We start from the raw sequence: 14,905 nt of genomic DNA on the forward strand, positions 1-14,905 counted from the left end.
CGGCCAGCTACATGCCCTGCTTGGGTGGAGGATCGCAAAGCCATGCTCACCATCGAGTTTCCGGGCTGCCACGCACTGATCGGCGTCATCGACGCCGCCGTCGCCCAGGGCGCGCTGCCGGCCATCACCGATCAGCTGCGCCATGCCCTGTGCCGGCTGATCCGCAGCGACACGCTCCAGCTGCCGCCATGCGTGTTCGAGCCGGCCGCTGGCCGCTACGCCCGCCGCGAGCTCTATCGCAGCGACACCTTGGGCTACAGCGTGGTGGCGATGACCTGGGCCCCCGGCCAAGGCACGCTGATCCACGACCATGCCGGCATGTGGTGCGTCGAAGGCGTCTGCAGCGGTGAACTCGAGGTCACCCAATACGATCCGCTGGACAGCCGCGCCGACCGCTACCGCTTCCAGCCGGTCGGCGCGATCCAGGCCGGACCGGGTTCGGCCGGCAGCCTGATCCCGCCGCACGAGTACCACACCATCCGCAACCCCAGCGAGGACACCATCGCGGTGAGTCTGCACATCTATGCCGGGGCGATGACGCACTGCGCCGTATTCGAACCGCTACCCGAGGATTCCTGGTATGTGCGTCGCGAACGGGCACTGGGGCTCGACCCCGTGCACTGAGGCAAGGCATAATGGCTGCTTCACACGCCGGTGTGGCGGAATGGTAGACGCGGCGGACTCAAAATCCGCTGGCAGCGATGCCGTGTAGGTTCGAGTCCTATCACCGGTACCAGTTGAAAAACCCCGCCTCGTGCGGGGTTTTTTTGTCGCCGATCGCCCGGTAAAAGGCACGCCTGCGCGGACCTCAAAGCTCGCGCATGAGGCGAAAGCCGACCCGGCCGCTGCGCGTGTCGGCCGCTGCCGCTTGACGGAAGGCCGAGCGCGCCTGCTCGGGCGAACTGCCCCAGGAGCCGCCGCGCACCACGTGCACCGTGCAACCGGGATTGAGCCAGGCGCTGCCGTCCTGCGGGGCGCGCAGATAATTGTCGTGCCAGCAGTCGGCCACCCATTCGGAAACGTTGCCGTCGATGTCGTAGAGCCCGAATGGATTGGTCGCGAAGCTCATCACCGGTGCCGGCCCCCAATAACCGTCGCGGTAATGGGGAAAGGCATGGCTCCAGCGCCGTCCACGCGGCGAACGGTCGCCGCTGCCGGTCAGGTTTTCCACCGCCTGCGTCGGGTTACCTTCCCCCCACCAGTAACGGGTGCGGGTACCGCCGCGCAACGCATATTCGAACTCCGCCTCGCTGGGCAGGCGGTAACGCTTGCCGGTGTGCTGCGAGAGCCACGCGGCATAGGCCTGAGCATCGTTCCACGACACGTTGACCACCGGCAGGTTGTCCGCGGCCGGGTGGCCTGCGTAATCGTCGCGCCAGCTCGCCTGTCTGTCCTCGCGCAAGGCGCCGCTGCGCTCGTCGTAGACACTGGCGCCGCCCAGACGCTCCGAATCGGGACGATAACCGCTGGCCTTGACGAAGGCACGGAACTCGCCGACGGTCACCTCGGTGCGCCCAAGCGCGAACCCCCTGGCGATCGTCACCTGGTGGGCCGGCACCTCGGCGTCGGTATGTCCGCGCTCGTCATCGGCAGCGCCCATGATGAAGCGTCCGGCCGGGATCACCACCATCGCCGGCGCCTGTCCCGGCAGATCGGCCAGACGATCGATGAAGATCTGCCCCGGCCGATAGCCGCCATACAGCCGCGCATTGGTCAGGCTTTCATCGAACGCGGCCAGTTCGGGCGCGTCGGGGTCGACGGCCCGGGCCTGCGCGGCCAACTGGACGGCGAGCGCGACGTTGCCGGCATCCAGCGCCGAGCGCGCCTGCGCCAACAGCCCGCCCACACGCTGGCGGCGGATGTCTTCGATGCGCGAACGGGCGTCCTGCCATTGCGGCGAATCGGGCACGATGGCCGCGGCCTGCTGCAGGGCGCGCGCGGCGCTGGCGAAGTCGTTCTGCGCCACCGCCGCCAGCGCGCGGTCCAGCACGGCACGCTGGACCTGCAGCAGTCCCTGCTCGGCCACCGCGTTGTGCGGGTCGAGCTTGAGCACTTGCCGGTAGATCTGCAGCGCATTGTTGCCGGGGGGCTGATCGGCGTGTCCCTGCTGCAACAGGGCCGCCGCACGGGTCAGCAGCGGCCGCACCTGGCGCAGGACTTCGAGCTCGTGTTCGAGCTGGTCGACCGCCTCCTCGCTGTCGGGCAGCGTGCGCAGCGTGGCGAGCAGCTCGCGCGCCGAGCCTTCGTCGCCCAGAGCGATGTCCTGCTCGGCCTGGGCCAGCAGCCGGTTACGCACCTCGATGAGGCCGGCCAGTGCGCGGCGGCTGTCGGGCTTCATGCGCGCCGCCTGCGCGTAGAGCGCCGCGGCGCCCTCGCGGCCGGTCAGCTCCCCGGCCTGAAGCGCCTTGGCGGCCCGTTCGAGCAGCGCGCGGACCTGGGGCGGATCCTCGCCATGCTGTTCGGGCAAGGCTTGATTCGGACGCGCCATGCGCCGCGCGACCACGCTGGAGGGCGCCAGCGTGAGCGGCGGTCCGGCCACCGCCTCGGCGTCGCCTGCGCTCGCCGCCGGGCGCGTCTCCAGACTGCCGGGCACCGCGCCGATCTGTTGCGCGCGCCGCGCGGAGATCTCGTCGGGATCGACATGAAACATCCGCGGGAAGAAGTGATAGACCAGCGCCACCGCCAGCACGAGCACGCCCAAAATGCCCCCCAAGGTGCGCTGACGCTGGACGGTCTGACTGCTCGGCATGATTTGGGCTGCGTATCGGCGGGCTGTTATCGTGCGTGGGTCACCATAGGGCAAGCGCGCATGACAGGGCAATCGCATACCGACACGGCGCACGATGCGGCCGGAGCCGCCTGGATCGATCGTGCCGAGGCCCTCGCGGACTGGCTGGACGCGGTCCCGGCGTCCGCCGTGCTCGCACTCGACACCGAATTCATGCGGCGCAATACGTTCTTTCCGCAGTTGGCCCTGGTGCAGCTCGGTTATCACGGCCGCCAGGCCCTCGTCGACCCGCTCGCCTTCGACGCCGCACCCGCGCTCGAACGTCTGCAGCACCATGGCGTCGTGGTCATGCACAGCGCCGGCGAGGATCTGGAAGCGCTGGCGCCGCTGCTGCCGGAAGGCCCGCAGGTGCTGTTCGACACCCAGATCGCCGCGGCCTTCGTGGGTCTGGGCCTCGGGCTGAGCTACGGCGCCCTGGTCAGTGCCCTGCTCGGCGTCCAGCTGGACAAGAGCGAGGCACGCTCGGACTGGCTGCAACGCCCGCTTTCGGCCGCGCAGCAAAGCTATGCCGCGCTCGACGTGCGCTATCTCGAGCCGCTCCACGAGGCATTGCGCGAACGGCTCCAGGCCAGTGAGCGCGAGGCCTGGCACGCCGAGGACTGTGAGCGCCTGAAGGCCCGCGCCAGCCAGCGTGCGGCCGATCTGCAGCCGCAGCGTGCGCTACGCGCCGCCGCCGGCTGGAACCCGGAACGACAGGCGCTGCTGCGGCGGCTGCTCAACTGGCGCGAGCAGCGGGCCCGGTCGCTGAACCGGCCGCGCCCGTGGCTGCTCGAGGACACCCTGGCGCTCGATCTCGTGCAGTCGCCACCGCGCAGTCCGGGCGAACTGGAAACGCGCAGTCGCGCCCAGCGGGCCTTGCGCGCCGGCGAGCGCGCCGAACTGTTCGCGCTGCTGGCAAAGCCGGTATCGCCGGAGGAAGTCGCCGCCACCGCACCGATTCCCGGTTATCCGCAAGGACCGCTCAAACAGGCGCTCGCGGCCATGAAGGACTACGTGGACGAGCTGGCCGCGGAACTGGACATCCCGCCCGGGCTGCTGTGCCCGCGCAAGGCGCTGGAGGAATACGTGGTCACGACGCGTTGGCCCGAACAGCTCACCGGCTGGCGCCAGGGCCAGCTGGAGCACGGTCTCAGCAGCCTGCTGCCTTGAGCTGCCGCCACAGCACGGCGGCGAACGCGGCCGCCCGCGCAAGCCTTGACCGGAGGGATCGAAACGGCGGCCCTGCGGTGCTTTTTTGGCCAGGGCTTCCGGCGCGGCGGTAAGGAGTGGCGCTCCCAACGAGGTTCGAACTCGTGTTCCCGCCTTGAGAGGGCGGTGTCCTGGGCCACTAGACGATGGGAGCGCGGGACCGGAAAGCGCGCTAGTATAGCCCAATTGTCTGGCCCGGCAATGGCCCTTCGGGCGCCCGAGACGTCCCCGCGGTAGGGCGGCGATTCCTTGAGAAAACCCCAGGCGCCAATGCGCGGGCCAACCGGGCCACTTTTCGTTTCGAGGATCCGCAGCGCTTGAATTCGCAAGCCGATACCGGGGCCGCCGCCCCTTTGCGCATCATTCCGCGTGCCGAACACGCCATTTCGCGCAAGAACATCAGCAAGGCCGCCCTGCGCGTGCTCTATCGTCTGCATGAGGCCGGTTATGCGGCCTTCCTGGTCGGCGGTGCGGTGCGCGACCTGTTGCTCGGCGGCCACCCCAAGGATTTCGACGTCGCCACCGACGCGACCCCGGAGGAGGTGAAGAAACTCTTCCGCAACTGCCGCCTGATCGGCCGCCGCTTCCGGCTCGCGCACGTGGTCTATGGCGATGAGATCGTCGAGGTGGCCACCTTCCGCGGCGCCGGCGTCAGCGAGGAAGGCGCGGCCGATGCCGCGGGGCGCCACATCGTCGACGGCCGCATCGTGCGCGACAACGTCTGGGGCAGCATCGAGGAGGACGCGCTGCGGCGGGACTTCCGCGTCAACGCGATGTATTACGACATCAGCGACTTCTCCGTCCGCGACTACGTGGGCGGCATGCAGGACATCGAGAATCGCGTGCTGCACCTGATCGGCGATCCGGCCACGCGCTACCGCGAGGACCCGGTGCGCATGCTGCGCGCCGTGCGGCTGGCAGCCAAGCTCGACTTCCGCATCGACGAGAAGGCCGCCGCGCCATTGGCCGAACTCGGCCCGCTGCTCGCCGAGGTGGCGCCGGCGCGGCTGTTCGACGAGTCGCTCAAGATGTTCCTGTCCGGGCATGGCCTGGCGAGCTTCCGCCTGCTGGAACGCACCGGCCTGCTGCGCTTTCTGTTTCCGCCCGTGGCGCGCGCGCTGGAACGCGGCGACGCCACGCTGCGCGCCTTCATCGAGCAGGGACTGGCCAATACCGACGCCCGCGTGGCCGCCGACAAGTCGGTGACGCCGGCGTTCCTGTTCGCGGTGCTGCTGTGGGGCGAGGTGCGCGACCTCGCCCACGCCTGGATGGGCCGCGGCCTCGAATCCGCCGAGGCCTGGAGCCGCGCCGCCGCGCACGTGGTCGCCGAACAATGCCGACGCGTGGCCATCCCGCGCCGTTTCACCCTGACCATGGAAGAGATCTGGCTGCTGCAACCGCGTTTCGAGCAGCTCCAGCGCAAGAAGGTGTTCCGCCTGCTCGCCCACCCGCGTTTTCGCGCCGCGTTCGATTTCCTGCTGCTGCGTGGCGTGGAGTCGCCGGCCCTGCGCGAGCTCGGTCAATGGTGGGAGCACGCCCAGCAACTGCCGCACGAGGTGTTGGCGGCCGCGCTGCCGGCTTCCGCGGGCACCGCGGCCGAAGCGAAGCCCGAAGTCGCCGCACCGGCGCCCAAACGGCGGCGGCGACGGCGCACGAGTGGGCGCGCCGGCACCGCATGACCCGCGCCTTCGTCGCCCTGGGAAGCAACCTCGGCGATCCACGCGGGCAGCTGGAGCGGGCCTGCGAAGCGCTCGCGCGGCTGCCCGCCACGCAACTGGCGGCACGCTCGCGGCTCTATCGCACGCCGCCCTGGGGCATGACCGCGCAGCCGCCCTTCCTCAACGCCGTGGCGATGCTCGAGACGACGCTCGCGCCGAACACCCTGCTCGAGGCGCTGCTGGCGATCGAGCGCGCGGCCGGCCGCGTGCGCGGCACCGAGCGCTGGGGCCCGCGCACGCTCGACCTGGACCTTCTGCACATGGAAGAGACGGTGCTCGACACCCCCGAGCTCACCCTGCCGCATCCGCGCATCGCCGAACGCGCCTTCGTGCTGCTGCCGCTCGCCGACCTGGCGCCGGACCTGGTCCTGCCTGGGCTGGGCCGGGTGGATGTCCTGCTCGCCGGCGTGGAGACGCAAGGCTGCGTGCCGCTGGCTTGAGTCCGCATCGGCGGCGGCCGGATAATCGCCGGCATCCCCCGCCAGGAAACACCCCACGTGTACGCCGAACCCCGACGTGTCGCCGCGCGCAAGCCGGTCACCGTACCCGGCCTGCGGGCGATGAAGTCCGCCGGCCAGCGCATCGTCATGCTGACCGCCTATGACGCCAGCTTTGCCGCCCAGCTCGAGGCCGCCGGCGTCGATGTCGCCCTGGTGGGCGATTCGCTCGGCATGGTCGTGCAGGGCCACAAGAGCACCTTGCCGGTGACGCTGGACCAGATGGTCTATCACACCGCGCTGGTGGCGCGCGGTCTTTCCGCCACCTTGCTGGTCGCCGACCTGCCCTTCATGGCCGATCGCGACGTCGCGCACGCGCTCGAAGCCGGCGCGCGGCTGCTCGGCGAGGGTGGCGCGGCGATGGTCAAGATCGAGGGCGCCGCGCCGCATATTCTGGAAGCGATCGCCGCGCTCACCGCGCGGGCGGTGCCGGTGTGCGCGCATCTGGGGCTCACCCCGCAGTCGGTGCACAAGTTCGGCGGCTTCCGCATCCAGGGCCGTGCCCGGGATGCCGCCGACCAGCTGGTCGAGGAGGCACTCGCCGTGCAGGCGGCCGGGGCGCAGCTGGTGGTGATCGAGGGCGTGCCGAGCAGCCTGGGCGCGCGCATCACGGGCTCGCTCGACATCCCGGTGATCGGCATCGGCGCGGGCCCGGACTGCGACGGCCAGGTGCTGGTCTGCTACGACATGCTCGGCATCACGCCGGGCAAGCGGCCCAAGTTCAGCAAGGACTTCCTCGCCGGACGCGACTCGGTGGCCGCGGCGATCGCCGCCTATGCCGATGAGGTGCGTCGCGGCGTGTTTCCGGCCGCCGAACACGGCTTCGCCTAGGACCGCTCATGCAGACGGTACAAGACTCGGCCGGCCTGCGCGCCGCCATCCGCGCCTGGCGTTCACAAGGCCGCACGGTCGGCCTGGTGCCGACCATGGGCAACCTGCACGCGGGTCATTTCGCGCTGATCAAGCTGGCTCGCGCCCGCGTCGACCGCGTGGTCGCCAGCGTGTTCGTCAACCCCACCCAGTTCGGTCCGAACGAGGATTTCGCCCGCTATCCGCGCACCCTCGCGCAGGATCAGGCGGGCCTGGCCGAGCACGCGTGCGACCTGCTGTTCGCCCCCGACGTGGCCACCATGTATCCGTATGGCCCGCAGCAGAGCGTCAGCATCCACGTACCGCAGATCACCGCTGTGCTGGAAGGCGCGCACCGGCCCGGACACTTCGACGGGGTGGCGACGGTGGTCTGCAAGCTGTTCAACCTGGTGCAGCCCGACCTTGCCGTGTTCGGGCAGAAGGACTACCAACAGCTCAAGGTGATCGAGCGCATGGTGCGCGACCTCGCCCTGCCGGTGAAGGTGCTTTCCGCGCCGACCGTACGCGAGGCCGACGGGCTGGCCTTGAGTTCGCGCAACCAGTACCTGTCCGCCGAGGAACGGCAACGCGCGCCGCTGATCCATGCCACCCTGCAGCAGATGCGCCAGCTGCTGCACAAGGGCCATGCGCGCCCGATCGTCGAGGAAGCGGCGCGCACCCATCTGGAGCGGGCCGGCTTCGTGGTCGACTACGCCGCGATCCGGCGCGCCGAAGACCTGCAAGAGCCGGAGCCGGACGAACGCAGCGGTCTGGTCGCGCTGATCGCCGCCCGCCTCGGCCAGACCCGCCTGATCGACAACCTGCTGCTCGACTGAGCACCCGCAGGTTGCGGCGGGCCGAGACCGGCGGGGATAATGCCAGACCCCTTCCCCGACGGCCCGCAGGCCGCGTGAGCGCCATGCACCTCAACATGCTCAAGGCCAAGATCCACCGCGCCACCGTCACCCAGGCCGAACTCCACTACGAGGGTTCGATCGCGGTGGACGGCCTGCTGCTGGATGCGGCCGGCATCCGTGAATACGAGCAGATCCACGCCTGGAACGTCAGCAATGGCGAGCGTTTCGTCACCTACGCGCTGCGCGCCCAGGAAGGCTCCGGCATCATCTCGGTGAACGGCAGCGCCGCGCGCCGCGTGCAGCTTGGCGACCTCATCATCATCGCCGCCTTCGCCCAGCTCGCCGAGGCGGAACTGGCGGGCTACGAACCCATGCTGGTCTATGTCGATGCGGCCAACCGCATCACCCGCACCAACCGCGCCATCCCCAAGCAGATGGCTGCGGCCTGACGGCTTCAGCCGCGCGTTTTTTCAGGCCATCCAGAAGAACACCGCGGTCATCCGTCTTTCGGCGAAGTCCTGGCCCCAGTAGGCGCTGGCGCTGTGGATCAGGTTCGCCTTGTACACCAGTAGCCGGTTGTAGCGGTGGGCCACGCGCAGGTCCTCGATGAAGGCACTCGGCGGCACGAACCGCGTGCCCAGCGCATCGACAAGGGTACGGTAGGGCGGACTGACCATGTTGCCGCCCAGCCGTCCGTCGGCCATGCGCTGGCGGAAGAAACTGGTGCCGCAGCGTTCCGGCACCGCCGGGTTGAGGTAGAGCACCGCGGCGTAGCGTGCGAGTTCTAGCGAATCGGTGTGCGGCTTCACCGCCCCCTCCGCCAGGCCGACCACCTGCACGCAATTGTGGTCGAGCCGGGCGCCGGCCGCCGCGCGTTCCACCCATAGCCGCTTCACGCCGAGCGCGGCGCGCACCTTGTCCTCGATGAACGCCAGTTCCCCGGCCTCCAGCGCGGGCACCGAGCGCATGCCCGGCCAGGATTCGCCGGTGGTCGGATAGCCATAGGTCCAGTCGGTCTTGGCCAGGCAGCGGGCGCGCACCGCGTCGATGCCGGGCAGGGCCTCGTCCAACACCCAGTAATCGCGGCCCTCGGTGGGCTTGCGGTAGGGCAGCTGTCGCATCGGCGGATGCTGCGCATAGAGCGACATGGGCATCGAATCTGCAGATCTGGACTTGCGCGACGGTAACGCAAGGCCACAGGCTTGCGCATCTGCCGATTACCATCGTGCGCATCGACCCCGCAGGGAAACCGCCCATGCCGCGCAAGCCGCACATCGAACGCCATTTCACCGCCTCGGACACCGTGCGCGACCTGGTACTCGGCATGGCCGACGGACTCACCGTGCCGTTCGCGCTGGCGGCCGGCCTCTCCGGCGCCGCCGCCGGCAGTCGCGTGGTGGTGATCGCCGGCATCGCCGAGATCGCCGCCGGCGCCATCGCCATGGGCCTGGGCGGTTATCTCGCCGCACGCGGCGATGCCGATCATTACGCCGCGGAACGGCGGCGCGAGCAGCGCGAGGTGGCGGAACTGGCCGCCCGCGAGGAAGAGGAAGTGGCGCAGATCTTCGCCCGCTACGGCCTCAGCCGGGCCGAATGCGAACCCATCCTGGCCGGGTTCCGGCGCAACCCGGAAGCATGGGTGGATTTCATGATGCGCTTCGAGCTCGGCCTGGAAACCCCGGAGCCAGGACGCGCGCTGCGCAGCGCGCTCACCATCGGCGGCGCCTACGTGCTGGGCGGACTGGTGCCGCTCATCCCCTACATGCTGACCACGTCGACCCGGACCGCCCTGCTCGCCTCCTCGGCCTGCACGCTGGCGGCGCTGGCGGTGTTCGGCGCGGTCAAGAGCCGCTTCACCGGCATCGGCATGGGACGCGGCGCCGTGCAGACGGTGCTGGTCGGCGGCCTGGCCTCGGCCACCGCCTACGTGCTGGCGCGGCTGATCGGCGGTTGACCCCTCAGCCGCGCCGGTAGCGGCGGGCCTGGCGCGAGCCCAGCCACAGCGCCAGCCGGTCGGGCAGCGCCTCGGCCAGCGCCTTGATCAGCCGGTTCACCCGCCCGGGCACGTACACGATGCGCCCCTGCTCGACCGCCGCGATGCCCTGGCGCGCCACTTCCGCGGCATCCAGCCACATGAAGGCGGGAAGCCGGTTCATGATCGCGCGGGTGCCGGTGACGTCATGGAATTCCGAACGGGTGAAGCCCGGGCACAGCGCGCACACGTTCACGCCGGCGGCGCGGTTTTCCAGCGCGAGCGACTGGGAAAACTTGATCATGTAGGCCTTGGCCGCCGCGTACAGGGTATGGCCGGCCGTCCCCGGCACGAAGCCGGCCAGCGAAGCGACGTTGACGATGCGCCCGTAGCCGCGCTCGCGCATGCCGGGCAGCAGCCGCCAGGCCAGTTCAGTGGGCGCGACCAGCAAGACCTGCAGGAAGTCTTCGTGCGTGCGCCAGTCATTGCCGACGAAACTGCCCGGCACGCCATAGCCGGCATTGTTGACCAGCCAGTCCACCGCCAGGCCGCGCTCGGCAAGTTCCATGCACAGCCGCTGCGGTGCCTCGCGCAGGGCGAGATCGCACGGCAGCACGGTGACGTCGATCCCGCGGGATTCGCGCAGCACCGCCGCCAGCGCATGCAGCCGCTCGGCCCTGCGCGCGACCAGCACGAGGTCGTGCCCGCGCTCGGCCAACGCATGCGCGAAGGCGGCGCCGATGCCGGCCGAGGCGCCGGTGACGAGGCTGAGCGGGCGTGTAATCGGCATGGCATCCACCAGGCAAAGTTGAATGGCGAGGCAGCCTCATGCATCTTGCCCGGGCCGTCAATCACGGGCGTTTGCCGCCTTCGCGATAAGCTGGAAACCTCCAGAACAGACGCCAAAACCAAAGGTCGATTCCATGCGCACCAAACTCGTCGCCGGCAACTGGAAGATGCACGGCAGCCGCACCATGGCCCATGCCCTGGTCGGCGCACTGGCCCGTGCCCTGCCGAGCCGCGTGGACGTGGTGGTGATGCCGCCGCTGCCCTATCTGGCCGAACTGGCCGATACTTATGGCGACGCCGGAGTCATTCTCGGCGCGCAGGACGTGAGCGCCCATCAGGGCCAGGGCGCCTACACCGGCGAGGTCTCGGCCGCCATGCTGGCCGACGTCGGCGCGCAGTGGGTGCTCGTCGGCCATTCCGAGCGCCGCCAGTACCACGGCGAGGACGACGAGCTGATCGCGGCCAAATTCGCCGCCGCCCGCGCCGCCGGCCTCAATCCCATCCTGTGCGTGGGCGAGACCTTGCAACAACGCCAGGCCGGCCTGGCCGAGGAGGTCATCGCCACCCAGCTCGGCGCCATCCTGGCGCGCGACGGCATCGCCGCCTTCGACACCGCGGTCATCGCCTACGAGCCGGTCTGGGCCATCGGCACGGGGCATTCGGCGAGCCCCGAACAGGCGCAGGCCATGCATGCCTTCATCCGTGGCCAACTCGCCGCCGAGGATGCTATGATTTCCCGTCTTACCCGCGTGATCTATGGTGGCAGCGTCAAGCCCGGCAACGCGTCCGCACTGTTCGCTCAACCGGACGTGGATGGCGGATTGATCGGCGGCGCCTCGCTGGATGCCGCCGACTTCCTGGCCATCTGCGCCGCGGCCGAAGCTTAAAAAGCTGCCCAAAGACAAAATCCATGTTCGTCATTTTCAGTGTCTTCTACATCCTGATCGCCGCGGCCATGATCGGGCTCATCCTGATCCAGCGCGGTGCCGGGGCGGATGCCGGTTCCGGCTTCGGCGGCGGCGCCTCCGCCACGGTGTTCGGCGCGCGCGGCTCGGCGAGTTTCCTGACCCGCGCCACCGCGGTGCTGGCCACGCTGTTCTTCCTGCTCAGCCTCGGCATGGGCATCTATCTCGGCCATAGCGGCGCCCCGCAGGCCGCGCTCGACAGCGACCTCGGCGTCATGTCGGGGCTTGCCAAGCCGCCGGCGAATGCCCAGAATGCGCAGCCCGCGCCGGCCGCCGGTGCCTCGGCCCATGCAGCCGGCGGCACCTCGGAAGTGCCAGCGGCCGCGGCTTCAGCGCCCGCGGGCGACGTGCCGGCAGCGAGCCGGTCCAGCAGCAAGCAGTGATGACAGCACACCTGCCCAGGTGGCGGAATTGGTAGACGCACTACCTTGAGGTGGTAGCGACGCAAGTCGTGGGGGTTCGAGTCCCCCCTTGGGCACCAATCCAGATTCCGGGAAGCTCAAAGCCTCGCCGGAACCGAAAAAACCCCGCATCGCTGCGGGGTTTTTTGTGCCATGGCGTCGGGCAACACGTATCGCAGAGGGCTCAGACAAGGGAAAGAAGCGCCTTCTCCCGATAACGGGGATGGACATATCCCGCATCGGCATCCTCCGCATTGGCGTCATGCGGCGACCCAGGGCATGGCCTTGCACTGCGCAAGCGTCGGCGAAAGACGCGCTTTTAGCCCTTCGCGCCGGCCTCCGTCGCGGAAGGATGCGGCAGCGTCCAGTTCGGGCGCACGAAATGGCAGGTATAGCCGTCCGGATAGCGCTGCAGGTAATCCTGATGCTCGGGTTCGGCCCCCCAGAAATCGCCGGCCGGCGCAAGTTCGGTGACCACCTTGCCCGGCCAGCGGCCGGAGGCGTCGATGTCGGCGATCAGCGCCTTCGCGATGCGGCGCTGCTCCTCACTGGTATAGAAAATCGCCGAACGATAGCTCGGCCCGATGTCATTGCCCTGCCGGTTGGGCGTGGTGGGATCGTGGATCTGGAAAAAGTATTCCAGCAAGGCGCGATAGCCGAGCCGCGTCGGATCGAAGAGGACTTCCACCGCCTCGGCATGATTGCCGTGATGGCGGTAGGTGGCATGCGGCACGTCACCGCCGGTGTAGCCGACCCGGGTGCGCAGGACGCCCGGGAGATGCCGGATGAGTTCCTGCACGCCCCAGAAACAGCCGCCGGCGAGGACGGCGCGCTCGATGGGCGGGTTCATGGCGCCTGCTCCCGCCCGGCTCCTTCGAACAGGCGGCGATACTCACCGTAACCCTCACGCTCCAGGTCTTCCAGAGGAATGAAGCGCAAGGCTGCGGAATTGATGCAGTAGCGCAATCCGCCGCGATCACGGGGACCGTCGGGAAAGACGTGGCCCAGATGACTGTCGCCGTGCGCCGAGCGTACTTCGGTACGGATCATGCCGTGGCTGGTGTCGCGCCGTTCGACCACGTTCTCCGGCTCGACCGGCCGGGTGAAGCTCGGCCAGCCGCAGCCGCTGTCGAACTTGTCCAGCGAGGTGAACAGCGGCTCGCCAGACACGATGTCCACATATAATCCCGGTGCCTTGTGGTCGTGATAGGCGTTGTGGAACGGACGTTCGGTGGCGTTGAGCTGGGTGACGCGGAACTGCTCGGGGGTCAGGCGCGCCAGCGCTTCGGGGGTCTTGCGATATGCACCCATGTGGAGCCTCACGATCGGTAAGTTTTCTTCACGGCATGGACGGGCTTCGGGTCGGCGGCGCCACGGACGACGCGGGACGATCATGCGCCAACGCGCTGTCGATCCGACTGCTCATGCAGGCGGAGCCTGCGACGACTGCCGGTGCTGCCGATGGCCACAGGTCCCTCCGTGCGGGACGCCCGCGCCAGCAAGGCTCTCGCGCCACAAGGCGGCCGGACCCGCGGCATCGAGATGACGCGGGCCCGGCTCCAAAGGCGCATGGCCTTGCCTGCCCTTCAAAGCGGCAGGTCGAAAGCCGAGGCCGATTGAAGACCTTCCTCCCGCCTGCTCGCGAAAGCCGGCGGGAGGAAGCGCGTCGTCAGGCGGCCTTGGCCTGCTGCTTGAGCGTGGCCATGTCGATCACGAAGCGGTACTTCACGTCGCTCTTGAGCATGCGCTCGTAGGCGGTGTTGATGTAGTCGATCGGGATCAGCTCGATGTCCGAGACGATGCCGTGCTGGGCGCAGAAGTCCAGCATCTCCTGCGTCTCGGCGATGCCGCCGATCAGGGAACCGGCGAGCGCACGGCGCTTGAAGATGAGGTTGAACACGGTCGGCGAGGGATGCGGCTCGGCCGGGGCACCGACCAGGCACATGGTGCCGTCGCGCTTCAGGGTATTGAGGTACGGATCGAGGTTGTGCGGCGCGGCCACGGTGTTGACGATGAGGTCGATGCTGCCGGCGTGGCGGGCCATCTGATCGGCATCCTTGGAGATCACCACCTCATCGGCACCCAGGCGCTTGGCATCGGCCTCCTTGCCGGGCGAGGTGGTGAACAGCACCACGTGCGCGCCCATGGCGTGGGCCAGCTTGACGCCCATGTGGCCGAGGCCACCCAGCCCCACGATGCCGACCTTCTTGCCGGGACCGGCACCCCAGTGGCGCAGCGGCGAATAGGTGGTGATGCCGGCGCACAAGAGCGGCGCCACCGCGGCGAGGTTCTCGGTGTGGTTCACGCGCAGCACGAACTGCTCATCGACCACGATGCGCTCGGAATAGCCGCCGTAGGTGTTGCCGCCATCCTCCTGGCGCGGGCCGTTGTAGGTGCCGGTGAAGCCTTTCTCGCAGTACTGCTCCAGCCCTTCCCGGCAGGACGGGCAGGTGCGGCAGCTGTCGACCATGCAGCCCACGCCGACGGTGTCGCCGACCTTGAAGCGCGTCACGTGGTTGCCGACGGCCACCACCTTGCCGACGATCTCGTGCCCGGGCACGCAGGGATAGATGGTGTTCTTCCATTCGTTGCGGGCGGTGTGCAGGTCCGAGTGACAGACGCCGCAATAGAGGATGTCGATCTGCACGTCGTGCGGACCCGGCTCGCGGCGGTCGATGGAGAACGGCGCCAGCGGCTGGGTGGCGGACTGGGCGGCATAGGCAAGGGTCTTGCTCATGATGGATCTCCTGGGGAAATGGGAGGCCTTGGAAAACCGGGCAGCGGCCACGGCGAGTGCCCAAGTTTGGGGGCGATCGCGCCTGGCACAAGGGGTGTAAGGCGGTGCGATCGCATGGCATACGCCCGCGCGAAACGGTGGCGG

The 14,905-nt window shown here is 69.1% G+C and carries 16 protein-coding genes and 3 tRNA genes; 12 read left to right on the plus strand and 7 right to left on the minus strand.

What is annotated here, in order from left to right:
* Positions 1–42 precede the first annotated feature (42 nt).
* Together ALSL_RS09630 and ALSL_RS09635 are read left to right on the plus strand one after the other, a co-directional pair.
* Positions 43–624, plus strand: coding sequence for a cysteine dioxygenase family protein (locus ALSL_RS09630; RefSeq protein ID WP_126538679.1), 582 nt, complete (start codon positions 43–45; stop codon positions 622–624).
* 26 nt (positions 625–650) lie between these two features.
* Positions 651–736 (plus strand) — tRNA-Leu (locus tag ALSL_RS09635).
* A gap of 72 nt (positions 737–808) precedes the next feature.
* Here the strand turns inward: ALSL_RS09635 and ALSL_RS09640 are convergent.
* Positions 809–2,749, minus strand: coding sequence for a formylglycine-generating enzyme family protein (locus ALSL_RS09640; RefSeq protein WP_126538681.1), 1,941 nt, complete (start codon positions 2,747–2,749; stop codon positions 809–811).
* A 60-nt stretch (positions 2,750–2,809) separates the two neighbouring features.
* Here ALSL_RS09640 and ALSL_RS09645 point away from each other — a divergent pair, with 60 nt between their 5' ends.
* On the plus strand, positions 2,810–3,937 hold the full coding sequence (locus ALSL_RS09645; protein WP_126538683.1) for a ribonuclease D: 1,128 nt from the start codon (positions 2,810–2,812) through the stop codon (positions 3,935–3,937).
* A gap of 117 nt (positions 3,938–4,054) precedes the next feature.
* On the opposite strand, the gene ALSL_RS09650 is transcribed toward ALSL_RS09645, so the two are convergent.
* Positions 4,055–4,130: transfer RNA gene (locus ALSL_RS09650), tRNA-Glu, on the minus strand.
* 163 nt (positions 4,131–4,293) lie between these two features.
* On the opposite strand from ALSL_RS09650, the gene pcnB reads away from it, so the two are divergent.
* From pcnB to panD, 5 genes are all read left to right on the plus strand, one after another.
* Positions 4,294–5,655, plus strand: a complete 1,362-nt coding sequence (gene pcnB / locus ALSL_RS09655; RefSeq protein ID WP_126538685.1) for a polynucleotide adenylyltransferase PcnB — start codon at positions 4,294–4,296, stop codon at positions 5,653–5,655.
* Positions 5,652–6,134 (plus strand): 2-amino-4-hydroxy-6-hydroxymethyldihydropteridine diphosphokinase, encoded by a 483-nt coding sequence (folK, locus tag ALSL_RS09660; RefSeq protein WP_126538687.1) that lies wholly within the window; start codon positions 5,652–5,654, stop codon positions 6,132–6,134. The genes pcnB and folK overlap by 4 nt, the downstream gene beginning before the upstream one ends.
* Before the next feature lie 120 nt (positions 6,135–6,254).
* Positions 6,255–7,022, plus strand: coding sequence for a 3-methyl-2-oxobutanoate hydroxymethyltransferase (panB, locus tag ALSL_RS09665; RefSeq protein WP_231700329.1), 768 nt, complete (start codon positions 6,255–6,257; stop codon positions 7,020–7,022).
* A gap of 8 nt (positions 7,023–7,030) precedes the next feature.
* Positions 7,031–7,876 (plus strand): pantoate--beta-alanine ligase, encoded by an 846-nt coding sequence (gene panC / locus ALSL_RS09670; protein WP_126538691.1) that lies wholly within the window; start codon positions 7,031–7,033, stop codon positions 7,874–7,876.
* An 83-nt stretch (positions 7,877–7,959) separates the two neighbouring features.
* Positions 7,960–8,346, plus strand: a complete 387-nt coding sequence (gene panD / locus ALSL_RS09675) for an aspartate 1-decarboxylase (RefSeq protein ID WP_126540185.1) — start codon at positions 7,960–7,962, stop codon at positions 8,344–8,346.
* A 21-nt stretch (positions 8,347–8,367) separates the two neighbouring features.
* Here panD and ALSL_RS09680 read toward each other — a convergent pair whose 3' ends face one another.
* Positions 8,368–9,018, minus strand: coding sequence for a DUF6445 family protein (locus tag ALSL_RS09680; protein WP_231700205.1), 651 nt, complete (start codon positions 9,016–9,018; stop codon positions 8,368–8,370).
* Positions 9,019–9,152: 134 nt separating this feature from the next.
* Here ALSL_RS09680 and ALSL_RS09685 point away from each other — a divergent pair, with 134 nt between their 5' ends.
* Positions 9,153–9,851 (plus strand): VIT1/CCC1 transporter family protein, encoded by a 699-nt coding sequence (locus tag ALSL_RS09685; protein WP_126538693.1) that lies wholly within the window; start codon positions 9,153–9,155, stop codon positions 9,849–9,851.
* Positions 9,852–9,855: 4 nt separating this feature from the next.
* Here the strand turns inward: ALSL_RS09685 and ALSL_RS09690 are convergent, their stop codons facing one another.
* Complete coding sequence (locus ALSL_RS09690; protein WP_126538695.1) at positions 9,856–10,659, minus strand: SDR family NAD(P)-dependent oxidoreductase; 804 nt, start codon at positions 10,657–10,659, stop codon at positions 9,856–9,858.
* 133 nt (positions 10,660–10,792) lie between these two features.
* Between ALSL_RS09690 and tpiA the strand changes: the two genes are divergently transcribed.
* The 3 genes from tpiA to ALSL_RS09705 all read left to right on the plus strand — a co-directional run bounded on the left by tpiA (position 10,793) and on the right by ALSL_RS09705 (position 12,104).
* Positions 10,793–11,545 carry a triose-phosphate isomerase gene (tpiA, locus tag ALSL_RS09695; RefSeq protein WP_126538697.1) on the plus strand — a complete coding sequence of 251 codons (753 nt, stop codon included), beginning with the start codon at positions 10,793–10,795 and terminating at the stop codon, positions 11,543–11,545.
* Between the two features lie 23 nt (positions 11,546–11,568).
* Entirely contained in the window at positions 11,569–12,006 is a 438-nt protein-coding gene (secG, locus tag ALSL_RS09700; protein WP_126538699.1) for a preprotein translocase subunit SecG, read from the plus strand.
* Between the two features lie 13 nt (positions 12,007–12,019).
* Positions 12,020–12,104, plus strand: a tRNA-Leu gene (locus tag ALSL_RS09705).
* Between the two features lie 239 nt (positions 12,105–12,343).
* Here ALSL_RS09705 and msrA read toward each other — a convergent pair.
* The 3 genes from msrA to ALSL_RS09720 form a co-directional block, all read right to left on the minus strand.
* Positions 12,344–12,874 carry a peptide-methionine (S)-S-oxide reductase MsrA gene (msrA, locus tag ALSL_RS09710; RefSeq protein ID WP_126538701.1) on the minus strand — a complete coding sequence of 177 codons (531 nt, stop codon included), beginning with the start codon at positions 12,872–12,874 and terminating at the stop codon, positions 12,344–12,346.
* Positions 12,871–13,335, minus strand: a complete 465-nt coding sequence (msrB, locus tag ALSL_RS09715) for a peptide-methionine (R)-S-oxide reductase MsrB (protein WP_126538703.1) — start codon at positions 13,333–13,335, stop codon at positions 12,871–12,873. Before msrB ends, msrA begins: the two co-directional genes overlap by 4 nt.
* Before the next feature lie 358 nt (positions 13,336–13,693).
* Complete coding sequence (locus ALSL_RS09720; protein ID WP_126538705.1) at positions 13,694–14,761, minus strand: NAD(P)-dependent alcohol dehydrogenase; 1,068 nt, start codon at positions 14,759–14,761, stop codon at positions 13,694–13,696.
* Positions 14,762–14,905: the final 144 nt, after the last annotated feature.

The organism is Aerosticca soli (genome assembly GCF_003967035.1).
GTDB lineage: Bacteria > Pseudomonadota > Gammaproteobacteria > Xanthomonadales > Rhodanobacteraceae > Aerosticca > Aerosticca soli.